This window comes from Chryseobacterium sp. SORGH_AS_0447 (assembly GCF_030818695.1).
In the GTDB taxonomy this organism is placed as follows: domain Bacteria; phylum Bacteroidota; class Bacteroidia; order Flavobacteriales; family Weeksellaceae; genus Chryseobacterium.
The window spans coordinates 3,720,760-3,744,450 of the sequence record NZ_JAUTAR010000001.1 but is presented as its reverse complement, the minus strand read 5'-3'; the positions used below and the strand labels follow the sequence as shown (position 1 = coordinate 3,744,450).

Annotated in this window: 18 protein-coding genes and 3 tRNA genes; 10 read left to right on the top strand and 11 right to left on the bottom strand. The window is 40.7% G+C overall.

What is annotated here, in order from left to right:
- Nucleotides 1–12 precede the first annotated feature (12 nt).
- Genes QE422_RS17015 through QE422_RS17005 form a run of 3 tightly spaced genes read left to right on the top strand, consistent with a single transcriptional unit; the run spans nucleotide 13 to nucleotide 4,863 of the window.
- Nucleotides 13–369, top strand: a complete 357-nt coding sequence (locus tag QE422_RS17015; protein ID WP_307461059.1) for a response regulator transcription factor — start codon at nucleotides 13–15, stop codon at nucleotides 367–369.
- Between the two features lie 7 nt (nucleotides 370–376).
- Nucleotides 377–1,441, top strand: a complete 1,065-nt coding sequence (locus QE422_RS17010) for a HEAT repeat domain-containing protein (RefSeq protein ID WP_307461056.1) — start codon at nucleotides 377–379, stop codon at nucleotides 1,439–1,441.
- Nucleotides 1,438–4,863, top strand: a complete 3,426-nt coding sequence (locus QE422_RS17005) for a sulfatase-like hydrolase/transferase (RefSeq protein ID WP_307461054.1) — start codon at nucleotides 1,438–1,440, stop codon at nucleotides 4,861–4,863. The genes QE422_RS17010 and QE422_RS17005 overlap by 4 nt, the downstream gene beginning before the upstream one ends.
- 208 nt (nucleotides 4,864–5,071) lie before the next feature.
- Here QE422_RS17005 and QE422_RS17000 read toward each other — a convergent pair whose 3' ends face one another.
- From QE422_RS17000 to QE422_RS16985, 4 genes are all read right to left on the bottom strand, one after another.
- A complete protein-coding gene (locus QE422_RS17000) occupies nucleotides 5,072–6,307 on the bottom strand; it encodes a YaiO family outer membrane beta-barrel protein (protein WP_307461051.1) in 1,236 nt (411 codons plus the stop codon).
- A 604-nt stretch (nucleotides 6,308–6,911) separates the two neighbouring features.
- Complete coding sequence (locus QE422_RS16995) at nucleotides 6,912–7,694, bottom strand: hypothetical protein (RefSeq protein ID WP_307461048.1); 783 nt, start codon at nucleotides 7,692–7,694, stop codon at nucleotides 6,912–6,914.
- A 150-nt stretch (nucleotides 7,695–7,844) separates the two neighbouring features.
- A complete protein-coding gene (locus tag QE422_RS16990; protein ID WP_307461045.1) occupies nucleotides 7,845–8,462 on the bottom strand; it encodes a carboxypeptidase-like regulatory domain-containing protein in 618 nt (205 codons plus the stop codon).
- A gap of 13 nt (nucleotides 8,463–8,475) precedes the next feature.
- A complete protein-coding gene (locus QE422_RS16985; protein WP_307461042.1) occupies nucleotides 8,476–9,027 on the bottom strand; it encodes a hypothetical protein in 552 nt (183 codons plus the stop codon).
- A 360-nt stretch (nucleotides 9,028–9,387) separates the two neighbouring features.
- Between QE422_RS16985 and QE422_RS16980 the strand changes: the two genes are divergently transcribed.
- Nucleotides 9,388–11,418: a sensor histidine kinase gene (locus QE422_RS16980; protein WP_307461039.1), complete on the top strand. Its 2,031-nt coding sequence runs from the start codon at nucleotides 9,388–9,390 to the stop codon at nucleotides 11,416–11,418.
- A complete protein-coding gene (locus tag QE422_RS16975; protein ID WP_307461036.1) occupies nucleotides 11,411–12,040 on the top strand; it encodes a response regulator transcription factor in 630 nt (209 codons plus the stop codon). Before QE422_RS16980 ends, QE422_RS16975 begins: the two co-directional genes overlap by 8 nt.
- Nucleotides 12,041–12,705: 665 nt before the next feature.
- On the opposite strand, the gene QE422_RS16970 is transcribed toward QE422_RS16975, so the two are convergent.
- From QE422_RS16970 to QE422_RS16955, 4 genes are all read right to left on the bottom strand, one after another.
- Nucleotides 12,706–12,957, bottom strand: coding sequence for a GIY-YIG nuclease family protein (locus tag QE422_RS16970; RefSeq protein ID WP_307461033.1), 252 nt, complete (start codon nucleotides 12,955–12,957; stop codon nucleotides 12,706–12,708).
- A 185-nt stretch (nucleotides 12,958–13,142) separates the two neighbouring features.
- A tRNA-Arg gene (locus QE422_RS16965) sits at nucleotides 13,143–13,216 on the bottom strand.
- A gap of 50 nt (nucleotides 13,217–13,266) precedes the next feature.
- Nucleotides 13,267–13,341 (bottom strand) — tRNA-Pro (locus tag QE422_RS16960).
- A gap of 18 nt (nucleotides 13,342–13,359) precedes the next feature.
- Nucleotides 13,360–13,444: transfer RNA gene (locus tag QE422_RS16955), tRNA-Ser, on the bottom strand.
- A gap of 137 nt (nucleotides 13,445–13,581) precedes the next feature.
- Here QE422_RS16955 and QE422_RS16950 point away from each other — a divergent pair.
- The 4 genes from QE422_RS16950 (at nucleotide 13,582) to QE422_RS16935 (ending at nucleotide 18,357) form a co-directional block, all read left to right on the top strand.
- Entirely contained in the window at nucleotides 13,582–14,610 is a 1,029-nt protein-coding gene (locus QE422_RS16950; RefSeq protein WP_307461030.1) for an N-acetylmuramoyl-L-alanine amidase, read from the top strand.
- 104 nt (nucleotides 14,611–14,714) lie between these two features.
- A complete protein-coding gene (aspA, locus tag QE422_RS16945) occupies nucleotides 14,715–16,115 on the top strand; it encodes an aspartate ammonia-lyase (protein ID WP_307461026.1) in 1,401 nt (466 codons plus the stop codon).
- A 195-nt stretch (nucleotides 16,116–16,310) separates the two neighbouring features.
- A complete protein-coding gene (locus tag QE422_RS16940; RefSeq protein ID WP_307461023.1) occupies nucleotides 16,311–17,165 on the top strand; it encodes a glycosyltransferase family 2 protein in 855 nt (284 codons plus the stop codon).
- Nucleotides 17,166–17,295: 130 nt separating this feature from the next.
- The gene (locus QE422_RS16935) at nucleotides 17,296–18,357 is read left to right on the top strand and encodes a hypothetical protein (RefSeq protein WP_307461020.1); all 1,062 of its coding nucleotides are present in this window, start codon (nucleotides 17,296–17,298) and stop codon (nucleotides 18,355–18,357) included.
- Nucleotides 18,358–18,456: 99 nt separating this feature from the next.
- On the opposite strand, the gene QE422_RS16930 is transcribed toward QE422_RS16935, so the two are convergent.
- From QE422_RS16930 to QE422_RS16920, 3 genes are all read right to left on the bottom strand, one after another.
- Nucleotides 18,457–19,935, bottom strand: a complete 1,479-nt coding sequence (locus QE422_RS16930) for a lipopolysaccharide biosynthesis protein (protein WP_307461017.1) — start codon at nucleotides 19,933–19,935, stop codon at nucleotides 18,457–18,459.
- A 3-nt stretch (nucleotides 19,936–19,938) separates the two neighbouring features.
- Entirely contained in the window at nucleotides 19,939–20,733 is a 795-nt protein-coding gene (locus QE422_RS16925; protein ID WP_307461014.1) for an FkbM family methyltransferase, read from the bottom strand.
- A gap of 244 nt (nucleotides 20,734–20,977) precedes the next feature.
- Complete coding sequence (locus tag QE422_RS16920; protein ID WP_307461013.1) at nucleotides 20,978–21,655, bottom strand: DUF2461 domain-containing protein; 678 nt, start codon at nucleotides 21,653–21,655, stop codon at nucleotides 20,978–20,980.
- Nucleotides 21,656–21,972: 317 nt separating this feature from the next.
- Here QE422_RS16920 and QE422_RS16915 point away from each other — a divergent pair, with 317 nt between their 5' ends.
- Nucleotides 21,973–23,658 carry a DEAD/DEAH box helicase gene (locus QE422_RS16915; RefSeq protein WP_307461010.1) on the top strand — a complete coding sequence of 562 codons (1,686 nt, stop codon included), beginning with the start codon at nucleotides 21,973–21,975 and terminating at the stop codon, nucleotides 23,656–23,658.
- The last annotated feature ends 33 nt before the right edge of the window (nucleotides 23,659–23,691 follow it).

The window sequence follows — 23,691 nt, the reverse complement described above, 5'->3', positions numbered from 1 at the left end:
AAAATAAAAGCTATGCTGATTCTGATTGCAGAAGATGATGAACTGATTTTAAAAACGATAGAGCATAAATTGCTGAAAGAAGGGCATGAAGTTATTTTAACCCGAAATGGCAAAGAAGCCATCGAAAAATTAAGAGAAGAAGAGGTAGATCTGGCCATTACCGATATTATGATGCCTTTTGCTTCAGGAATTGAAATCCTCTCTGCCATACAGTCTATGGGAAAACAGATCCCTGTAATTATGCTGTCGAGCATGGGGCAGGAAGAAGTGGTGCTGAATGCTTTCGATTTGGGTGCTTCGGATTTTATTGTAAAACCTTTTAGTCCTAATGAGCTGATACTGAGAATTAAAAGGTTTATGAAAAACTGAAATCGATATGGAGACAATCACTTCTGTGCACTTCTTTGTGCTGGTATTGCTCGCGATATTGCTGCTGGTGGTGTTACTGATCATAGGAGTGCTTCTCTACGGTTTTTTTCAGTACAGAGAAACTGTGCGCCTGTCCGGGTGGTTACAAATCATCAATGAGAAAATATCGGAAGTCATTGTATATGACGAACCGGATCAGCCGGATAATCCTGCTTTCCAACAGTTTTCGGCCAATCCTTCTTTCAGAAACCTGCTTTTACAGAGGCTGGTAGACTCGGAAAAGAAATTTTCGGGGATGGCGAAAGACAAGATTAAAGATTTATTTAACAAATATGGTCTTCATCGTGAAGCGGAAAAGAAGCTGGGCCAGAAGAAAGCTTTCCTGATTGCGGGAGGCATACAGGAGCTTACTGTAATGGATTCCGCAGATGCTCTTCCCCGGATTTCCGGTTTTCTTTCACATGCTTCATCAGAGGTTTATCAGGAAGCTCAGTATGCGATGGTAAGTTTAAAAGGATTTGAAGGATTGAGTTTCCTTGACACCGCAGAAGGGAGGATTTCAGAATGGCAGCAGCTCAGGCTTCTGCTTTCCATAACGAGTATTCCCGAAGATTCAGGATCTTCCATTGAAAAGTGGCTTACCAGTACCAATGATTCCGTCATTATTTTCACTTTAAAGCTGATCAGAAAATTTCAGCTGCTTTCTTTCTATCAAGAAGTAATGGGACTGCTGGAACATGCCTCTTCCGAAGTCAGGATACAGGTGGTACAGACGCTTCTGTCACTGGATAATCCTTCTACTGTAGGTGATCTTATGGAAATTTATCCGCATCAGCCTCTTGAAGTACGGATCGAAATTCTTCGGGCCATGAAAGTTTCAAAAGACCGGAGCATCACGGATTTATTAAAGAAAGAATTATTGGAGAACCCTTTTCCGGCTATTAAAATTCACGCCGCAGAAGCCCTTTTTTCCTTAGGGTATCACGATTACCTGATCCGGCTGGAACAGGATGAGGATGCTCCTGAAGAATTGGTTCAAATTATTAAACACGCGCTCCAAGAAAGAATATGACAGAATTTTCGCACATCATCTACGAAATTGTGATATGGTTGTTCCTGTTGTATGGTGCAGCCGTAGCTCTTATTTACGGCTGGATCGGAATCTATGCGCTGGGAGCGGTAATCCGCTATAAAAAAGTAAATACATTTACCGACTACAGCATCATCGCTGCCAATCCGAATGCTCCGGTTTTCAGTATTATTGCACCGGCTTATAATGAAGGAATGACGATTGTGGAAAATGTGAGGTCCCTGCTATCTCTTTATTACCATAATCTGGAAATTATAATCGTGAATGATGGGAGTAAAGACGATTCTTTACAGAAATTAATAGAAGCCTACGAGCTGGAATGGGTGTCTTTTTTTGTTCAGGGTACCATTGAAACCAATAAGGTAAGGGGAATTTATAAAAGTAAAAATCCGGCTTTTAAAAAGCTCATCATCGTTGATAAGGAAAACGGAGGAAAAGCTGATGCCTTAAATGTAGGGATCAATGTATCGTCGGGAGAATATCTGGTTTGCATCGATGTCGACTGTATCCTGGAGCAGGATGCCATCTTAAAGCTGGCAAAACCTTTTCTGGAACAGACTGATAAAAAAATAATTGCCTGTGGCGGGATTATCCGCCTTGCCAATAATTGTGTGATCGAAGACGGGAAAGTGGTCAGTGTAAATATGCCCCGGACGCTGTTGGGCAGAACACAGGCTTTGGAATATATCAGGGCTTTCGTACTGGGTCGGATGGCCTGGTCAAGGGCATCCGGACTGATCCTGATTTCCGGTGCTTTCGGTGTCTTTGACCGGAAAATTGTATTGGAGTGTGGCGGTTATGACCGGAATACGGTAGGAGAGGATATGGAGCTGGTAGTGCGGATGAGGAAATATATGGAAGAGCAGAAAGAACCTTATCAGGTCGCTACGATTCCTGATCCTTTATGCTGGACGGAAGTTCCGGAAAGCAAAGACATCCTCAGAAAACAGAGAAACAGATGGATGCGGGGAACTATGGAAACCCTGTGGAAGCACCGCAAGCTGATGTTCAACCCAAAATATGGAAAACTGGGGATGGTAAGTCTTCCGTATTGGTTCTTTTTTGAATTTTTGGGTCCTTTGGTTGAGTTTTTAGGATATATCATTTTTATTGTTTTCCTTTTTCTGGGCATCATCAACTGGCCTTTTTTCATGATTCTTGCTGCGTTGGTAATTTCATTGGGCTTCCTGTATTCAATTTACGGGATCCTGGTGGATCTTGTAAGCTACAAAGTATATACAAAGAAAAAAGACTTCCTAAGTTTGATTGGAACGGCATTTTCAGAACCCTTCTATTTTCATCCGATCGTGGTGAAGGCGGGAGTCAACGGGTTTATCGATTACTTTAAAAAATCTCATGGCTGGGGAGAAATGAAAAGGCAGGGCTTCAGCCAGACCGTTGAGAACTTGCCTTTTAAAGCCAGGATTTCAGCAATTCTTCAGAATGGTCTCAAAAAATGGGGAGTCATTTCTTCGGTTTTTCTGCTCCTGTTTATGGTAGGGGTAACCGCTGAATGGCTTTGGTACAGGTATTATCTTCCCGGATTGGATACAAGCCGTATCGCGAGCGGATTGTTTCTTGGAAATATCTTATTTGCCTTTAGAATGATATTCGGAATAGGAATCATTTATCTGATCATCAACTGTATAAAGGAGAGCTGGGCAAGATTTATAGCCTTGGTCGCATTTGCACTGGTGGCCATCATGCAGTATATTCTGTTTTTGTATTTCTCGGAAACCCAGAATATGCTCGGAGCAGATGTCCTGTATTACAGCAAAGAAGAAATTAAAGAAACATTACAGGCCAGCGGAATGCTGAGCATTAAAAACTTAGCATTACTGATAATTCTGGCCGGCGCGACAGTGGTGCCTTTATGGATGGCGGGGAAATCGACCTTTAAATCCATGTATGTCGGAATAGGATTCTTAGGTATCGGTCTGCTTTCATTTTTTATTCCGGATGGTATCTTGTCCGGAGGATCAGATGATACCAATCTCTTCAGCCGGACCGCTGCCAAAAGCAAGTGGGCCTATTTCTTTAAATCCAATGAAGATAACTTTTTAAATGACCATCCGGAAATCAGGGATCTGTTTGAGGATCGGGAAAGCTTTGCTGCAAGTGCGGAAACCCTGGATAAAGCATTCCCGTTCTGGCGTAAAGAAAATACACCGGACTTTTTAGGTGCTTACTTCAACCGTTCCGCTGAAACGCCTAATCTTGTTTTTGTCGTTTTGGAGGGGTTCGGCCATGCTTATACTTCTCCTAAGGGTTACATCGGGAATTTTACCCCTTTCCTGGATTCTTTGTCCCGGCAAAGTCTGTACTGGGAAAATGGCCTGAGTTCGGCGGGACGAACCTTCGGTGCGCTCCCTTCGCTTACCGGGTCACTTCCTTTCGGCAGGAACGGCTTCCTGGAAATAGGCCAGACGCCGGAGAACTTTAATCTTTTCAATATCCTGAAACATAACGGTTTTGAAACCGGATTTTATTACGGGGGCGATGTCTCATTCGACCGTTACCGGGAGTTCCTGGAATACAGCCGGGTTGATCATATTGTAGATGAATCTTCATTCGGCAGTCCTTACCAAAAGCTTCCGGCCCATAACGGATCGAGCTGGGGATATGAAGACCAGGCCGTTTTCAGTAAAATGCTTGATATCCAGAAGCCTCAGCAACAACCCTATTTCAATATGGTTCTTACGCTTTCCACGCACAATCCGTTTTTAATTAATAAAAGCAGTTATTACGAAAGCCTTTACAATAAAAGGCTGCAATCCAATATCTTGTCTCCGGAACAGAAAAAGATGGCGGGAGCGTTTAAAAATCAACTGATCTCAGTAATCAACGCTGATGACGCCTTGAGACAGTTTTTTGAAAACTACCGCAAACGTCCGGATTTTGCAAATACCATTTTTATGATTACGGGAGACCACAGTATGCCGGAAATTACCCTGGAATCTCATATCGACCGTTTCCATGTGCCCCTGATGATTTATTCTCCTTTGCTAAAAGAACCGAAGCGCTTTCAGAAAACCGCGAGTCACTTTGATGTGGCTCCTTCTCTCTTAGCTTATTACAGGAATAATTATCAGTTGAAGACTCCTGCGACGGTTGCCTGGGTAGGAAGAGGATTTTCACCGGATTCGGACAGGAATAAAGTTGATGTTCCGATCATGCAGAGCAAAGACATGATGATCGATTTCGTTTCAGGAAAGCATTATATTCATGATTCTGAACTGCTGATCATTAATGAATATGGTTCGGATCCTTATCAGAATGAATCAACGTTAAAAGAAGTCAGTCAAAGATTTAACCGGTTTAAAAATATGAATGCAAGCTTTTATGCTTCCGGAAAACTCATGCCGGATGCTGTCATCGCTAATTTTTTTAAAGATAAAAAATAATAATAGATTTTAAAACCATTAATATCAAAGGATTAAATTCAAATTATTAATAAATAACAAGTCCGAATACTTAAATTTCAATAGATTAACAGGCAATATTATGTAATACTTTGAGCGGTTGGTTATATAGAATATTGACTGGAAAACTTCCAGCTTTCTTCATCCAGCAGAGTTAATCGGATTATTTCAGATTAAATTTAAACAGGTCTTAAAACTTCACCGTATAGCCTAAATTCACATCAAACTGGCTTCCTGTTGTATGGGGAAGATATTCTTGGTTGTAATACATCGTACCGATCGAAAAGAGGTTTGATTTGACTGAGAAATTGTATTCCGCCCCAATTTTAAATGTTTTAAGCTTATAAGCATCATTGCCAAGAAGATTATTGCGGTTTTCTTCCGGACTGATCCCCGATCCGATCTGAAAAGCAAAATAGTCCTGTGCGCTTCTGGTATAGTATCTTACGGTTGCCGTATAGGATTGGGAAATATTGCTGTTATCCGGTGTAAGGTAAGCACGGAGATTAAACCAGAAGTTTTTGTAATATTTACCCACGGAAGCAGTATACAACCAGATGTTATCGGTAAAGTACAGCTGACGGTAACCGATTTCTGCTTCAAAACTGTGCGGAAGATTGGCATTCAGCGAAACACCGGTACGGTACTTCGGAAATATACCGACATCACCGGAATAGGCGCCGCCTACATACAGGTAAAACATGGGCGATAATCTGGGATAGGCTTCCAGCTCCAGCTGGGTACCGCTCTGCCCGAATTTACTGGCATAATTTCCTCTGAGGATCACCGAACCGATAGGTGTTACTCTTTTATAGCTTACGCCTACAATATGCCAGTCATGGTCGAACTGCTTATCGAAATGAGAATAATTGTAGGTAATACCGATGGCATTTTTGGAATTAAGCTCATTGATCCGGACGGCCAGGTTAACCGCTTCGGTATTTTTGTTATTGATTTCAAGAACTTTTTTTACTGCATTTTCGGCTTCTGCGTATTGCTTGTCGGCAAAATAAACCTTCGCTTTCAGAAGCAGGAGTGCCTCAGACTGGGGATGGTAAGACAATCCCTGATCCAGGATCTCAATGGATTTCGTATACTGATCGTTCCAGTACTCCAGGGAAGCGTAGGCTATGAAATAATCCTCGTCCTGAACTCCTCTTTTGGAAAGCCCTTCAAAAACAGCTCTTGCAGATTCTGGATCTTTGTTCCATGTATACACTCTTCCCAAAAAAACAGAGATATCGGTATAGTTGGGTGCCTTTTCCAGCGCTTCTTTAGCCAGTGCAATAGAAGTAGGATAGTCTTTATTTTCAAATGCTGCCGTTCTTGCTTTTAGAAATAAGTCATCAGCTGATAAAGTCTGCTGGCTGTATATCTGTAATGGAAGGAAAATAAATAAAACTAAAGAACCAAGAAATGTTTTCATGAAATGGAGCGTTTTGGTTTATAGTGTAAAGGTATTTGTCTTAATTACAAATATATTGAACTTTTGAATAGGGAAAAGGGTAAGTGAGAATTTATTTGTACCATATTTTCAGTAATAACAACAGAAATTTTTGTCATAAAGTTGCTGTTTGATCAAGAGGAAATTAGATGTAATCTACTACCTGTTGCTGTGAATCAATATAATAAAACGACAGACACTTTTTTCACAACCATTATCTTATTTTCATAAGCACGAATTAGAATAATGAATGATATCTTTTAATGAGTTAATTATTAAATAGATGTGGTTATTTATCAGGCTTTAATATCTTGTAAATGTACTGAGGGATATCCTTTAAACAGCCTGACTTATTCCGTCCGATGTCCATTGATTTTATCCATTCTGAAAAAGAACTTATCTTGCCTTCGGAAAGAGTCGAATTGAATTGTTTCGGAACAGACTCTTGCCGCGGTATTCCACATCCGGGAACGAAGCTATGTTGTTTTATAGCAGGTTCAAGTACCTTAATAATTTCAGATATAAGACCTTGGCCGAGGTCCGAATCGTAAGTACTTACATAAAAAAGTCTGGAAAATAGTGGAATTTACTTACTGAAGCCTGAAATCTTAATGTTTCCCAGAAACACTTTTGCACCGTTATGGTATTCCCAGGGAGCAGACAGGTAGAAATGCTTAGCGGCCGAAGGCACAAAGAAAATTCCATCTGCCAGTTTACGGTTATTGAGGTAAATGGTCATCCTTTCTCCTTTTACCTCAAGGCTTACATGCAGGATTTTATTGAGATAAGGTTCAAGATCGAATGTGTGATTGGCATATTTTTCAGGGTTTTTGCTTCCGGTATTTACCATATCGCTGTCATAATACTGCAGTTCTACATACGCACCGGAAATGCCGAGGTATTCTTTCGTACTGTTGTCCGGGGCAAAGCCGAATGATAGCGGTGCGATATCTTTAATCTGGTCTCCTGCTGCAAGAAGGTCGAATGTTACGGTAAAATGATCAGGCAAGGACAATGCTTTTGAAAGTTTATACGTTGCTTTGTCTTCAAGAATCATCCATTTTCCGGGATAGCCTTTTAAGATGCTTACGGCAGCCAATCCGTTGCTCTTTATCGAAGAAACGGAAGAACCTGCTTGGTAAGCTGAAAAATCTTCAGAAAAAAGCGGAATATCTCCCATCGTGAAATCGTCAGCAGCCTGGACTTCTTCAACACGTTGACTGTTTTTTTTAGTGGTCAGCTGATCCACGGTCTTCTCTGTTTTTTCCTTTGCTTTATTCCACAATTCTCTTGGCTGTGCCTGAGAATTCAGAGATAGAAGGGTAAACGGTACACACAGGAAACAGATTGAAAACTTTCGATGTAACATAAATAAATGTGATTTGGTGTTTGAGATTTAACTAAAATATATGAGGTGATGGTGTGGTAAAATAATTAGGCTTGCCTGTTGCGCAGATTTTAGTAATAAGATCTGCGCAATCGGCAATAAACTAGATTGAAAAAGAATGATGAGCAACTTTTAGTGCAGCCGTACTTTTACGACTTCTCCATCTTCTTTTACTTCAACAAACTCTTCAATCCGGTCTTCATGGTTAACTGCATATTGTTTAAGCTCATAATAGTTGGTACGGCCTCCGTAGCTGTTGTATCCTGCACCGGTGTACTCATGGTAGTATCCATTTTTAGTGTAGGGAAGAAAGCCCTGCAGAAAATATTTTCCCGGTTTCATTTCCGGAAAAGTAAACTCTCCGTCACTGTTGGTAACAGCTTCCAGCCTGTACCGGTAAGCATTGTCCGAAAGATAGACGTACCGTCTTTTCCTGAAATTCTCTTTTTCCTTTCTCAGCTGGTACCATGCATTAAAATAAGGAGTTACCGGAAGCAGTATCACTTTGATCTGATTGGCGTAAATACGGTTTCCGGCCTTAATGCCCATATTATTGCGTGTTTTTGTAAATGCTACTCCTTTAATGGTAGATTTACCCCTGGCGAGCATTTTCTTGGCTCCAAGGGAATCGAAAACGGTTTGAGGATAAAAAACTTCTTTCTTATCTTTTTTCTCCGGTTCTTTGTATTGCGCAGGCAGGGGAGAGGCAGTGCCTGCAGCGGCGATCAGGATTAAAAGTATCTTTTCCATAATCTGGTTTTTATTAAGGATTGATAATTTCATCATAAGGAAGATTGAAAGATCCTTCTGTAACATCGATGACCTGGCCTTCCATTGATCTCACTTTTCCTGAAAAGGTCCCTTTGATGCCGTCTTTACCGATGGATTCTATATGAAGTGTGAAAACATCATCAGTTACAGAAGTATTATAAATTAATGTTCCGTTGTTGGTTTGTACAGCATACCGGGCAATCATTCCCTCTTCTGCCGGAGTCGTATAGGTACCTGCTTTGATGTCGCCACCCTGTCTCCATATTTCGAAATCGAGCGAAGGCGAGGGCAGGCTGCCATCGGTAGGAGTGGATTTTTCATTTCCTCCAACTACGATATGCTCCCAGCGGTTATCATTGCCGCTGCCCTGAAATATCACGGAATGGAAATCTACCTTTCTGTTGTCTAAAGATGCCCTGAAATAATAGTTTTGCGGATGATCCGAAATATCATCACCGTTCGAACAGGAAGATGCTCCCATACTTAATAAAATCAGCAGGAGAAAGACTTTGCATACCCTGCTGGTAAAAGAAACTGCATTCATACTTTTGCGTATTTGGATTAGGTGTATACAAAATTAAGCTGTTGAAAAACGACATAAAATACCCGTTTATATGTAATTTTTTCTACTGGTTTTTGAGTAGTTTTTTTATTAAAAGCATGAAAATGAGAGATGATATTAATTTTTGCTGCATATTTACATGAAAGTTAATGTCAGTCATGAATGGGCGCCTTTCTTTGTATCGCTCCTATGATTAAAATTTAACACTAATTTTAAAACGTATTTGCGTTTAAAATTTAAAAGAAATTATAGGTTTAACAGATGATCAGATTTAAATTGATGATCAAAAATTCTGATCTGCACCTGTTTCTGCGATTACCTTTTATGTATAAATATGCTCATATGTTCAGGAGTACTAAAAAAATAAAATTAATAAACCATTACCGGATTTTGATCTGCCTTTGCTTTCCTTTCGGGTTGTGCGCGCAGCAACAGATCCCGCTCGATGAAAAAAGATATGTCGACAGCTTGGAGCATGTTTTATTATCGGATAGGGCCGATACGTTGAAAGCCGAAGCACACTTCATGCTGGTGGATTATTGGAAATTTAAGGATACTTTAAAAAGCAAAACCCATCTGACGGCAGGAAAAAAGTTAACAACAACATCTCTTTATCAGCAGGCTGTCATTCCCTTTTATGAAGGACAGTATTATTACAATTCAAATCCGGGAAAAGCATCGGCAGCATTTAAAAAAGCGATCAGTAAATTGACTCCTTTCCATGATAAAAGAGCTTATGAAAAACTGGCGGCCGCCTGGTACAATTACGCCCTGATGAATAAAGATGCGAAAGGATATGATTTCATCATGAAAATCACCCTGGAAAAAGCTATTCCATATGCAGAGCGTGCCCATAATAAAGTGATGGTCGGTCACTATTATACTCAGCTGGCTACCATACTTATGAATAATGCCCAGTTTTCCAAATCCCTGATGTATAATCAGAAGGCTGTTGCCATACTTGAAAAAACGGCTCCGAAATCCAGCACCTTGCTGTTTGCCTATCTGAACGGGGTAAGTATCTGCTGTTATACGGAGCAGAGCGAAAAAGCACGGTACCTGCTTCACAAGGCAAAAAAGCTGTTGGCGCCATATCCGGACTCGGTGAACAATACCCTGTATTATTATAATGAAACTTTATATTATACGACGGTTAATGATCTGGATAAAGCTTTGGCAAGTGCAGATCTGGGAATTCTTATGGCAGGAAAGTATCATCAGGACCAGATGGTTCAGCAGCTGTTGTTCAGAAAATACGATATCTACAGGCGGCAGAAAGATTTTCGGAATGCCCGTAATCTCCTGTTGGATATCGTTAAAGATCAGACACTCATGCGCAATCCTATTGATAAAGCCATGATCTACGGTGAACTTGCCAGGACAAGTGCCGCCCTGAAAGATTACCCATCGGCTTATTCCTGGCTGGAGGTACAGAAGAAATTGAACGATAGCATTAATACCGGTGAAAGCAGAATAAAAATCAATGAGCTGGAAACCCGCTACCGCACAGCTGAAAACAGGCGAAGAATTCTGGCCCTTCAGTCGCAGAACCGCCAAGCTGCGCTGAATTCGAAAAACGAACGGCTGTATAGCGGTATTTTGGCCATTGGATGTCTCCTGTTATTTGTAATACTCGGTTTTGCTATTCTCAATGCCCGCAGCAAGCGAAGGCTGGCTGAACAGAAAGAAATCAATTACCGGCAGCAACTCGAAGAATTGGAAAGAAAACAGCAGCTGAAAATCACTAAGGCCATGCTGGATGGAGAAGAATGTGAACGTGAGCGCGTTGCCCGTGATCTGCATGACGGATTGGGCGGAATGCTTGCCGGCGTAAAGATCAACCTTTCTTCATGGGCCGGAGATCAGTCTCAGGTATGGGAAGATAAAAGCTTCAGGAAAACGGTCGATCAGCTGGATTCCGCTGTCAGTGAGCTTCGGCGCATTGCCCGGAATATGGTTCCCGAAACCCTTTTGAAATTCGGTATGGAAACCGCCCTGAAAGACCTTTGCGAATTTTATATGCGGGAAGGGCTGGAAATTTCCTATGAATTTTTTGATATACGGAAGGATATTCCGTTGACTATACAATTGAATATTTACCGCATTATCCAGGAACTCGTCTCCAACTCCATACGTCATGCAGATGCTACCCGGATCCTGGTGCAGTGCAGCCAGAACGAGTCTTTTATTTTTATTACTTTTGAGGACGATGGAGCAGGGTTCGATCCTGCCTCGTTCAGGAACAGCAATGGAATGGGCCTCGAAAACCTGAAAAACCGGATTGCCTACCTGAAGGGACAGTTGGAGATCATTTCTGCACCCGGGGAAGGAACAACGGTTAATATTGAACTTAATACTGTTACCGATGAATAAATTACGTACCGTAATTGTTGATGATCATCCTATTGTGATTGAAGGTCTTAAAAACCTCCTTTCTCATGAGACCAATCTCGAAATTCTCAAAGGATTTTGCAACGGCAATGAACTGCTGGGATTTTTAAAAAACAACCGTGTTGATCTTATCCTGTTGGATATCACCTTACCGGACATCAGTGGGATAGATCTTTGCCTGATGATAAAAGAAATATCCGAAAACACTATTGTTATCGTTCTCAGCAATCATACGGAGCGTAGTATTATTCTGCAGACGATCCAGAACGGGGCGAGCGGCTACCTGCTTAAAAATAGTTCGCTTCATGAACTAAGGAACTGTATTGCCGGTGCATTGGAAGGTAATATCTGTTACAGCCGTGAGGTTATCGAAATTATCAGCCGTCCTTCCAAAAACGGATCAGACAGCCATCTAAAGCTTACCCGTCGCGAAAAACAGATTCTTGCCCTTTTGGCAGAAGGAAAAACAAGCCGGATGATCGGAGAGGAACTATTTCTAAGTTCCCTTACGGTAGATACCCATCGCCGGAACCTGATCCGGAAATTTGGAGTAAAGAATTTAGCGGAGCTTATTATGTCTGCTGTAAAGATGGGATTAATATAAGTGACGATATCAAACGATCGAATTTGTTTTAAATTTACGTATTAGTGATGAAAAATAAAATTTTCCGGTTGATTTTGGGATTTCTCATTGTTTCTTTTAGCATCAACTTTTACATTGAACAAAAGTTAAATCATACTTTTCACTACCTGAAAATTGATAATATTCGGGATCTGGAACATGCATCCAATAAAAATTTTTATAAATATAAAATCGAGAATATTGGTGAACATTTGAAACGGGAACTTATAAAAGTAAATGTTGATGAGTGCAGTTTTCTTGTAAGAAAAGACTATTTCTATGTTTTTCAGAACAAGGTTATTTACATCAAGAATGATAAAAAATGTCTGAGAGTAACCGTACATTATAATCTTATTGAATCTTTATTTAAAATAAAAGGATTTCAAAACTGCCTTCTTTAAAAACGGACAATTATTGATTCAACTTGACTGTTAAATAGCTGACTTCATCGAATCTCCGATTTCAAATCTTTGACCATATACCGATTTGAAAATCGGGATGCTCTGTCCCATAAGCCTAATTCAGTAAAAGCAAAAAACCTCACAACAGAAGTTGCAAGGTTTTTAAGTGAGCGCGAAAGGATTGATTCCATCGAATCTTCGATTTCGAACCTTTGACCGTCCCGATTTAAAAATCGGGATGCTCTATCAAGCTGAATCTTTTATTAACTGCTGAATCCTAAATGCACTTTTCCAGGATTTTATTTCTCGTTCTCTTGTGTATGCATTTGATTTCGAATCAAATTTTTCAGAGTATATGATTTCCCAATCTTTAACCTTTGAGGTAAATCCTTTATGATTAGAAAGGTGCTTTCTCAATCTTTCCTGTAAAGTTTCACAGGAATGGCCAATATAAAATTTATTTAAAGATTGGGAATAAAGTATATAGCAATAACACATAAGGCTAATATAAAAATTTTACAAAAAACTGCAAAGTTTAGTGGACACGAAAGGATTTGATTTTATTCTATTGAATCTTTGACTTTCAACTTCTGAGGGGCACGATTAAAATCGGGATGCTCTGTCCGATGAGCCTTATTCAGTAAAACAAAAAACCTCACAACAGAAGTTGTAAGGTTTTTAAGTGAGCGCGAAAGGATTCGAACCTTTGACCGTCTGCTTAGAAGGCAGATGCTCTATCCAGCTGAGCTACGCACCCATTGTAAAGTTGATTCCCGCTTAGTTAGTAAATAAGCGCGTTAAAAAAAGTCGGGGCGGCAGGATTCGAACCTGCGACCTCCTGGTCCCAAACCAGGCGCGATGACCGGACTACGCTACGCCCCGAAAAGATATATAAGAAAGCGGAGGGTAAGGGATTCGAACCCTTGCGACACTTTCGCGTCGACAGTTTAGCAAACTGCTCCGTTAACCACTCCGGCAACCCTCCTGTTTATCTTTGTTTTTTAATGATCGTTACTCCGTTATTGCGAGTGCAAATATAGAACAGATTTCTTTATTTACCAAATATTTTTCAAGAAAAATTTCCGTATTTTTGAGGTAATAAACGACTAAAAAAAATAACTCATGCGTAATACATTATATATCATCGGATTAAGCACCCTTGTTTTTTCCTGTACCTCGCAGCAGAATGCTAAAAAAAAACAGTACATCCCGAGAACGCCTGTGGTACAGCCGAAAACGGCAGGAAAAACACAAACGGGCGATAAGCCGAAACCGAAAGTTACTACCGATCATGGTGTTGAGTTTTTCACCACCAATATTGCCGATATTACAAAAAATGACAACACGGCAAGCTACGGTTCCATTGTTTCTGCAAAGCCTGCGGGCTACAAAGTGGTCAAGACTTATTTCCCGGCCATTGCGCAGAATTTCAGACAGCGATATCTTATTTTACACTACACGGCATTACCGGACGATAAATCCATCACCGTGCTTTCCCAACAAGCGGTGAGTGCCCACTATTTGGTAAACAATACCGGCGATAACGAAATCTACCAGTTGGTGGACGAAAACAAACGTGCCTACCACGCAGGGGTAAGCGCCTGGAGAAACGACCGCAACCTGAACGATAATTCTATCGGGATCGAAATCGTGAATTCAGGATTTACCACCGATGCTTCGGGGAAAAGAATTTTTATGCCTTTTGACGACGCTCAGGTAAGGAAAGTGGCTGCTTTGGTAAAAGACATTGTGACGAGATACAACATTCCGGCAACCAATGTTCTTGCCCATTCGGATATCGCTCCTACCAGAAAGCAGGATCCGGGGCCGTTGTTCCCATGGAAAAAACTATACGACGAGTATCAGATCGGGATGTGGTACGAAGATGCGATTAAGCAGGGATATTACGATCTGGCTACTTCTACGGATTACCAGGCCACGTATAATGATGCAGCTTTTATCCTGAATGTCCAGTCACAGCTTCAGAAATTCGGTTATGCTTTGGATCTGACGGGAAAATGGGATGACGCGACCAAAAAAACAATCGAGGCTTTCCAGTACCATTTCCGTCCGCAGAACTACGACGGGATTATGGATGCGGAAACATATTCTATCCTGCAGGCATTAAATCAGAAATATTCTGTAAAATAAAAACAACAATTTAAAATGTAACAATGGATCAATGTAGCAGTCTAACAACCTTTTTTTATTGTTAAACTGGTACATGGTTATATTGGTATATTAATTAAAAAAGTATGGAAGATTTCAGAAAAGAAAGCGATTTATTGGGCGAATTAAATGTCCCGATTAATGCTTACTATGGAGTACAAACTCAGCGGGCGATCGATAATTTTAAAATTTCAGGACAGCTTTTATCATCCTACCCGGAATTTATACGTGGACTGGCGTTTGTGAAAAAGGCCGCGGCAAAAACCAATTATGAACTGGGACTGCTGGATGAAAATTTATATTTTGCCATTGCGGAGGTCTGTGATGAGCTGATCAATGGCGAATTGCACGACCAGTTTCCGGTAGATATGATCCAGGGAGGAGCAGGAACTTCAATTAATATGAACGCCAATGAAGTTATCGCCAACCGCGTGCTTGAAAAATTAGGTAAGCATAAAGGACAGTATGAATTCTGCTCGCCAAATGACCACGTCAACCTTTCTCAGTCGACCAACGATGCGTATCCCACAGCCATTAAAATGGGACTGCTGGAGATGAATGTTACGCTGGTTGAAAAGCTGGAGAAAATCGTTGAGGCTTTCCGTGCAAAAGGCCGGGAATTCCAGGATGTAATCAAAATGGGAAGAACGCAGCTTCAAGATGCCGTTCCTATGACACTGGGCCAGGAATTTGAAGCATTTGCCGCAACCCTTGAAGAAGATATTTCCAAACTTAACAGCAATGCCGACCTTTTTGTAGAAGTCAATATGGGTGCTACGGCGATCGGTACCGGAATTAATGCTCCGGTAGGATATGCAACACTTTGTGCGAAAAATTTAGCTGAGCTTACGGGATTTCCGGTAGTTTCGGCACCGGACCTGGTTGAAGCAACGCCGGACACCGGTTCGTATGTAATTTATTCATCGGCCATGAAACGTCTGGCGGTAAAATTATCAAAAATCTGTAACGACTTGAGACTATTGGCTTCAGGACCGCGGGCCGGGCTTTCGGAGATCAATCTTCCGCCGATGCAGCCGGGGTCGTCGATCATGCCGGGGAAAGTAAACCCCGTAATTCCGGAAGTCGTAAACCAGGTTTGCTTTAAAGTTTTCGGAAACGATCTTACCGTAACATTTGCTGCAGAGGCCGGACAATTACAGCTGAATGTCATGGAGCCGGTCCTTTCCCACGCGATTATGGAAAATATTCATTTCCTGGGTAATGCGCTGGATACCCTCCGTGAAAAATGCATTATTGGCATTACGGCGAATAAGGAGATCTGCCTGAATATGGTGAAGCACAGCATTGGAATTGTGACAGCTCTGAATCCTTATATCGGATACAAACATTCTACCGCCATTGCTAAAGAAGCCCTCGAAACAGGGAAAAGCGTTTATAATCTGGTACTCGAAAAAGGAATTCTTTCCCAGGAAAAGCTGGACGAGATCCTCGATCCTAAGAATATGCTGAAACCACACAACAAATAATATAAGTGATAAGTGATAATTGATGGCTGATGAAAGATACTTTCAGATTTAAATTGTTGATCACTGCTTACAAATCTGTCGGTTTAAAATTTTTACCAACCAAAAAAGAGACAAAAAATACTCTAATTATCTTTTGTCTCTTATGCGTTTAAATTACAATTTTCAGGTTTATAGAATAATTAAATAAATAATTTCTTGAAATTTTTAATCATCATTCCTGCCCATAACGAGGAAAACAACCTTCCGTTTACCCTTGATTCCTTACTTCATCAGACTTACAGGGATTTTAAAATCGTGGTCGTTAACGACGGTTCAACGGACGGAACCCGGGAGGTCGTGAAAAGATATACGGATCTGGATTCCAGATTTGCTACTATTAATCTTGAAAAATCGGCGCACCAGCCCGGATCAAAAGTGGTAAATGCTTTTAACAAAGGCCTTCAGACACAGGAAATGGAAAAGTTCGACATTATTTGTAAATTCGATGCCGATATTATTTTACCTGAAGATTATCTTGAAACCGTTAAAAATTCTTTTCAGAAGAATCCGCAACACGGACTGATCGGCGGTCTACTGTATGTGGAAAAAGACGGCGGGTGGGTGTATGAAGGCAATTCCAACAGGCATCATGTCCGCGGTCCGATGAAAGCCTACCGGAAAGAAGGGTTTCTCCAGATGAAGGGGCTTCGCGAGACGTTGGGATGGGATAATATCGATGCGGTTTTACTGGAAAATCTGGGCTGGAGAGAAGTGGTGCTGCCGGAATTGCACGTCAAGCTCATCAAGGTGAAAGGGGCAGATTACACCATTCGGCCTGCGGATTATTACGGCCGGTATTTCTACTTTTTAGGATTGCGGAGGCTGCTGGCTTATATTGCAGCATCAAAAGAAGCCCTGAAAAGCAGATCGGTCTCTTTTTTCTTTGCCATTGTAAAATCGTATGAACATTGCCGTTCTGAAAAATTAGAATTAAAAATTTCAAAAGAGGAACAAAAAATCATTAACGGGCAGCGCTGGAAAATGTTGAAGAAAAAATGGCTGAAAATATAATTAGCCGAATATTATTTTATTTGCCATAAACATCAATAGGGAACAGGCAATGGCATCCTGAGCTTGCCGAAGAAAATCCCGCTTGCCCAAAGATAAAAATCAAACCGGCTTCAGCCAAAACTTATCCACAGTGAAAAAAATCGCCTACATTGAAATCGATACCCATGCGGAAATTGCGCAGTCTTTCATGGAAATCATGGAAGATTCCCCGTCTTTTTCAGTGGATTATTATTTTTCAAAAAAAATCAGAGGCCAGGTGGCAGATCATGGTGAAACCATCATTTTATCAGACAGTTCCATGATTCAGGATCAGCTGAAGGATAAAAGGTATGACCTCATCATTATCGGAACGGTTCACCGGTATTTCAATACGTTTCAGGCTATTGTTGCCCAATATCATACTGCCGTGATTGTCCACAATATGAATTTTACCGGAGCTTCCAAAATGGAGCTGATAAAAAGCATCTTTAAAAAAGACCGGATCTACCGCTTAAAACTCTGGTGGAAAGAAGATTTATTAAGATCCCGGGAAGTATACCGGGAGGCTGGACATTTGCTGGTGTTGGATGAAAAATTAAGTGCTGAGCCATTCAGGTTCCTGCCGCTTTTCTATACCAAGACTTTTAGTAAGCCGGAAAATAAAGTTCTCACCATTGTTATTCCCGGAGGCGTATCTCAAAAAAGAAGGGATTATACAAAAGTTATTTCAACGATCAATACGATTGAAAACCTTATCAGAAATTCTGTTATCGATAATAAATCAATTGAATTTGTCTTTCTAGGACGCGCCAAAAATGAAGAATTGAAAAACATTGTCGATTTAGAACGTTCCTTGCAATATGTAAACATTACTTATTTTTCAGAAAGAGTTTCTCCTTCAGCTTTTGATGAGTGGATGCAGAAAGCCGATGTTCTCTGGTGTCCGATTCAGCAGGAAACGGAATTTTTCAGTCAGCAGGAAATCTACGGTAAAACCAAAATGACGGGAAACCTGGGCGACGCCATAAAGTTCGGGAAATGGGCCATATTCCCTGCAAATTATCGATCCAAATTAGATTTTATCGTCCCGGAACAGGAGGATATCATCAGTCAGTTTGAAAGGCTTAAAAACACGCCTTACGATTTTCAGGTAAATTATAACAAATCAGCAGTCCAGAAAAGACTTGAAAAGCTTTTAAATGAATTCTTATAAATAGGTGGAACAACATCATTTAAATAAAGTCACCAGCTGCTATATTTACAGAAAAACTCCCAGCATCTGGCTTCCCTCATCCAGCCTAGTAACCTGTAATTATTTAAACTTAAAAATACTCTTGATAAAATTCCTGTTCAGGTAATCTTCAACCGGAAAGATTTTGGTAAAATAATTCCCGACAAAAATCAATAGAAGAACCACGGCCGGCTTGTACACAAGGTTAATGAAATTGTTATTGAAATTCGGCAGGACAATGGCTACCGTGATCGCCAGCGTACAGATAATCGAAACAAAAATCATTTCAATCGTCAGCGGCGAAACCTTGAACATAAAATAATTAAATACGATTTTTACTACATTGTAGGTCGTCAGGGAAATAGCCGTTGAAAGGGCGATCCCGATCAATTTCAGGTCTGTATTTTTCAGGAAGTAAAAGTTCAGCGCAATGGTTAGTCCTGCCAGCAGGAGCATCACCAGGATATTGAATTTGTAGTACTTTGAAAGCGAAATGATATTTCCGTTAAATCCCGTGGCCAGGTCAACAAGAACTGCGGAACCCCAGATCCAGACTACCGGTTCATACTCGCGCAGCATCATCCCATTTTTCGGCATAAAATGCGTAAGGTAAGGAAACCCGACCATAATGCAGGAAAACAGGACTGCTCCAAGGAAATATAAAGAAAGTGATGTTTTCTTATGGAACCGGTCCAGCCCTTCCATATCGCCGTCCGCCAGGTGTTGGCTGATAATCGGAGCAGAGATATTGAACAGGCCGAGCTGTGGAATGGAAATTAAGGAAATCAGGGCGTACAATGTGGAATAAATCCCGTTTTCTTCCATACCCATATATTCGCCGATCATAAAGCTGTTGATTGCCAGGTAATTCCCGAAAGTTCCTAAAAACCCGAAGAAACTGTAATTGGTAAACTCTTTCCAGAAGTTGTTTTTCTTAAAATAATCAGTATTGAAATCCAGGTTGATCTTTTCCAGCTTATTGGTGTAATAGATATATCCGAAAAGCATCAGGGTAAAGATCCCGAAGAAAAAGGACAGGGCGATCTGCTGCGACATGGCAAAATAGAAAAACAGGCAGAAAGCTCCCAGATTGGCTATTTTTGGAAAAAGATTATCGAAAATATTGGAAACAACGATGCGTTTATAATTGGAAGTGTACTTATTGAAGATGGCGCACAACGATAATACCAGGATCAGTGGCAGAATGATCCCTTTGATATTCCAGGCCTGTGTTTTCAGGAACTTGGGATAAAAATAGGGGAGGATAAAAAATATTCCGCAGAAGATCAGAAAATTGATGACGACCGTGAGCAGGGATAAGGACAGCATATTCTGGTTTTTTCCGTCCTTCTGTACACTGTGGAAAAATTTCACATTCGCATACGAGATACCGAATACCACGAAAGGAACCAGCATTTCCGCGGTCTGCATACTGTACCGCAGCTTGCCGTAAAATTCGAAATCGTTTGGAAAAATAAAGATGGCTGAGACCGTACCCAGCAGAAAACCGATATAGCCAATAATAGAATATTTAAACCCCTGTCTCGCTACTACACTCATGTTTTATTGGCTTTTAGGAATAAAAATAATATTGTTGATGTATTCCGTTTTATTTTTTTCGTCGGCTGTGTTTTTCAGAAGAATCTCTTCCGTCAGCTTTTCAAGCTCAAATTGATGCCTGTTCAGGTATTTGGCATCATAGCCCCAGGATTCCACTTCGGAAATTTCCTTCCAGATCGGGGTTTCGTGATGCCTTTGCTCCATTTCCACCATCAGCGTCGGCGCAAACTGGCGGATAATTTCACGGGCTCCGAAAAGCGTTTTCATTTCGTTGCCTTCCACATCGATCTTGATGAAATCCAGCCTGTGGAAATGTTCAGTCGCTGCCCAGTCGTCCAGCTTTATTACCTTTACTTTTTCGGTATGGCTTTTCTCTTCGCCTTTTTCCTTGTACCCGGTGTTAAGTGTTCCCCGGGAAGCCACTGTTTTCCCGTTGATTACCGGAACTTTAAATTCTGCAGTTGTATTTTCATCGGAAAGTGCCAAAGGAAGGACCCTCATCGTTGGAAAGATTCTTTTTAGTCGGCTGTACAGTTTTTTATTCGGCTCAAAAGCATAAATGGCTTCATGGTCCAGCTTATTTTCCAGCTGGTACAGGAAAGTTCCTACATTGGCGCCGATATCCAGAATTACTGCATTCTCCGGCAAAAAATCTTTGATCCATACCAGTTCCGGCTCTACATTTCTGGCAGAAAAATTATCTTTGGTAAGATGATGTAAACTTTTAAAATACCTTTCCTTATAAAATTTCGGGCTGATATATTGCAGCTTTTCGGCGATTCTTTGGTACAGCGACATTGCAGGCTTTTTGACTAATCAGCAAATATAAGCAAAAATGTTAAACTATTGTTAAAAATTTAGAATTGTAACTGTTTGATGTTCAGTGTTTAATTTAATTAATCGCATTTATGGAAAAATCAGATACCACTCCAACCAACTGACCGTTAACCAACAACCAGCAACTATCAACCATCAGCTATTAACCATTGACCATCAACCATCAACCATCAACCATTAACCATTAACCATACACCATCACCGATCAACCACTCCCTTGCCCCAACGGCGCATTCAGGAAATCATTCAGCGGTTTCATCAGTTTAAAAATTCCGGTCAGCTTTTTTACGGCATTTTTATCTAAAACTTCTTCGTCTTTCAGGTTATACACGACGATAAAATTTTTAAGCTTGAGGTATTCTGCCATCGGATCTTCTTTTTCAAAGCCCTGCGGAACCTTTTTCAGTTTATCATCCTGATCCAGTTCCGGAAAATGTTTTTTAAACTCCTGATTGTTGATGACGGCAAGGAAATCTTCGGCATATAAAGAAATTTCTTTTCTCAGTTCTTTCAAAACGGAAGCTTCGGGCATATAGATCCCTCCGGCAATGAAAGATTTCCCCGGTTCCAGATGAAGATAATAGCCGCCTTTCTGGCTGCCTTTACCCATCCCGAGCGACGCTCCGAAATTGGTTTTGTATGGAATTTTATCTTTGGAAAACCGGGTATCGCGGTAAATTCTGAAGAGCGCCTTTTTCGCATCGATCTTTGCGAGATCTTCATCAAATCCAGCCATTTCGTTGATCAGGTCTTCCAGGAAGGCAATCACGTTCTGCTGCGATTCAACATACAGGTTTTTATGTTCGGTAAACCACTCGCGGTTGTTGTTGGTATTAAGCGTTTTTAAAAATCCGAAAACTTCAGGAGAAAGTGTTGCCGACATTAGTTTTGTTTTTTATTGGTTTTAACCAAACCGGACTGCATCAGGGATTGAGGCTCCGGCGGTGCGATCATTCAAAATTACAAAAACTATTTTATCTAATTTATTAGAACGGATAAACCACAATGATAAATTTAATCTTATGTAATAAAAAAAAATAATGGTTAACATCTTTTTAACATGGAGTGCCTTTTTTTGCAGTAAATTTTTAAAAAATCAGAAAAGTATTAAAGGATTCTGAATTTAAGTTTACATATTTGAAAATTATTCAAAAACAAATCAATATTTATTGTATCTTTGCAAAAATTTTAAAATATTTAATGAATTTATTTACGGAGACCAATTTAAGTCCTGATATTCTTAAGGCAATTGGCGAACTGGGCTACGAAAGCCCGACAGAAATCCAAAAACAGACTATCCCTTTTATTCTTTCAGATATTCGCGACTTGATCGCACTTGCGCAGACGGGGACAGGCAAAACAGCAGCATTTTCGCTTCCGATTTTGGATATGATTGACGAAACGAGTCGCAAAATCCAGCTTTTGGTGCTTTGTCCGACACGGGAATTATGCCTTCAGATTGCGAAGGACATAAAAAACTATTCCAAATACATGAAAGACATCAAAACGACAGCAGTTTACGGTGGAAGCAGTATTATGGACCAGATGAGATCGCTTAAGGATAAACCGCAGATTATTGTGGGAACTCCGGGAAGGGTAATCGACCTGATCAACAGAAAAGCACTTGATTTTTCTGCTATTCATTGGTTGGTATTGGATGAGGCAGACGAAATGCTTTCCATGGGCTTTAAAGACGAATTGGAAACCATCCTCAGCGAAACGCCGGAAACCAAACAGACTTTCCTGTTCTCTGCAACGATGAATAAGGAAGTGGAAAGAATTTCCAAAAATTATCTTACTAAACCTCACAGAATTTCAGTGGGTTCTATTAACGAAGTTAAGAAGAACATCAAGCACGAATATTATGTAGCAGGTTACCGTCAGAAAAAAGAGGCTTTGAAGAGACTGATCGATTCAAACCCTAACCAATATTCCATTATCTTCTGCAGAACAAGAATGGAAACCCAGGAGGTTGCCGATTTCTTAATGCAGAACGGATATGCAGCCGATGCGCTTCACGGAGATTTATCCCAGGCACAGAGGGACACGGTAATGAAGAAGTTCAGACTGAAAAACATCGATATCCTGGTAGCGACAGATGTTGCGGCAAGAGGACTGGATGTGAATTCACTGACGCACGTAATCCATTATTCATTGCCTGATGATCCGGAAGTATTCGTTCACCGAAGCGGAAGAACGGGTAGAGCCGGAAAAGACGGTATCTCTATCGCGCTGATCAAGCCTGAAGAAAGCAGAAAACTGAAGCAGATCAAATCGGTAACTAAAATCGAGATGAACGAAGGTAAAATCCCAACCGGAGAAGATATCATCAAGGCTCAGGTAGGAGGTGTTTTCGAAAGCCTTTTCGAGATCCACGAAGATTTCTTTGAGTTTGACGATTCTTTGATTCCGGATTTATCCGCATTCACGAAAGAAGAACTTGCTCACAAATTACTTCAGTTCCAGCTGAAAGATCTTGCATTGTATTACAAAGACAGACATGATCTTATGGAGCAGAAGCTGAGCAGCAGAGATGACGACAGAGGTTCCAGAAGAGACCGCGACAGAGGAAGAGACCGTGACCGAAGCGAAAGAGGAGACCGAAGAGAGCGTGGCGGAAAACCAAGAAAAAAGAATGAAAATATGGTAAGATTCTTCTTTAATCTCGGTAAAAAAGACCAATTGAAGAAGCTTGACGTCTTGGATATCATCAACAAAGCGACATCCAACGGCAAAACCAAGAAAAGAGCAGAAATCGGCGATATCGAAATCTTAGAAAAATTCTCTTTCTTTGAAATCGAAAAGTCGTTTAAAGGAGATCTTCTGAGCAACATTTCGACAATGAAATTCAGAGGAAAGGATATGCGTGCTGAAGAGGCCAATTAATTCCTTCCAGAAATGATATAAAACCGGCATTAT

Excerpts from the sequence above, each read along its gene's own strand:
- QE422_RS17015 (WP_307461059.1), top strand. The coding sequence starts at position 13 with ATGCTGATTCTGATTGCAGAAGATGATGAACTGATTTTAAAAACGATA.
- QE422_RS17010 (WP_307461056.1), top strand. The coding sequence starts at position 377 with ATGGAGACAATCACTTCTGTGCACTTCTTTGTGCTGGTATTGCTCGCG.
- QE422_RS17005 (WP_307461054.1), top strand. The coding sequence starts at position 1,438 with ATGACAGAATTTTCGCACATCATCTACGAAATTGTGATATGGTTGTTC.
- QE422_RS17000 (WP_307461051.1), bottom strand. The coding sequence starts at position 6,307 with ATGAAAACATTTCTTGGTTCTTTAGTTTTATTTATTTTCCTTCCATTA.
- QE422_RS16995 (WP_307461048.1), bottom strand. The coding sequence starts at position 7,694 with ATGTTACATCGAAAGTTTTCAATCTGTTTCCTGTGTGTACCGTTTACC.
- QE422_RS16990 (WP_307461045.1), bottom strand. The coding sequence starts at position 8,462 with ATGGAAAAGATACTTTTAATCCTGATCGCCGCTGCAGGCACTGCCTCT.
- QE422_RS16985 (WP_307461042.1), bottom strand. The coding sequence starts at position 9,027 with ATGAATGCAGTTTCTTTTACCAGCAGGGTATGCAAAGTCTTTCTCCTG.
- QE422_RS16980 (WP_307461039.1), top strand. The coding sequence starts at position 9,388 with ATGTTCAGGAGTACTAAAAAAATAAAATTAATAAACCATTACCGGATT.
- QE422_RS16975 (WP_307461036.1), top strand. The coding sequence starts at position 11,411 with ATGAATAAATTACGTACCGTAATTGTTGATGATCATCCTATTGTGATT.
- QE422_RS16970 (WP_307461033.1), bottom strand. The coding sequence starts at position 12,957 with ATGTGTTATTGCTATATACTTTATTCCCAATCTTTAAATAAATTTTAT.
- QE422_RS16950 (WP_307461030.1), top strand. The coding sequence starts at position 13,582 with ATGCGTAATACATTATATATCATCGGATTAAGCACCCTTGTTTTTTCC.
- aspA (WP_307461026.1), top strand. The coding sequence starts at position 14,715 with ATGGAAGATTTCAGAAAAGAAAGCGATTTATTGGGCGAATTAAATGTC.
- QE422_RS16930 (WP_307461017.1), bottom strand. The coding sequence starts at position 19,935 with ATGAGTGTAGTAGCGAGACAGGGGTTTAAATATTCTATTATTGGCTAT.
- QE422_RS16925 (WP_307461014.1), bottom strand. The coding sequence starts at position 20,733 with ATGTCGCTGTACCAAAGAATCGCCGAAAAGCTGCAATATATCAGCCCG.
- QE422_RS16920 (WP_307461013.1), bottom strand. The coding sequence starts at position 21,655 with ATGTCGGCAACACTTTCTCCTGAAGTTTTCGGATTTTTAAAAACGCTT.
- QE422_RS16915 (WP_307461010.1), top strand. The coding sequence starts at position 21,973 with ATGAATTTATTTACGGAGACCAATTTAAGTCCTGATATTCTTAAGGCA.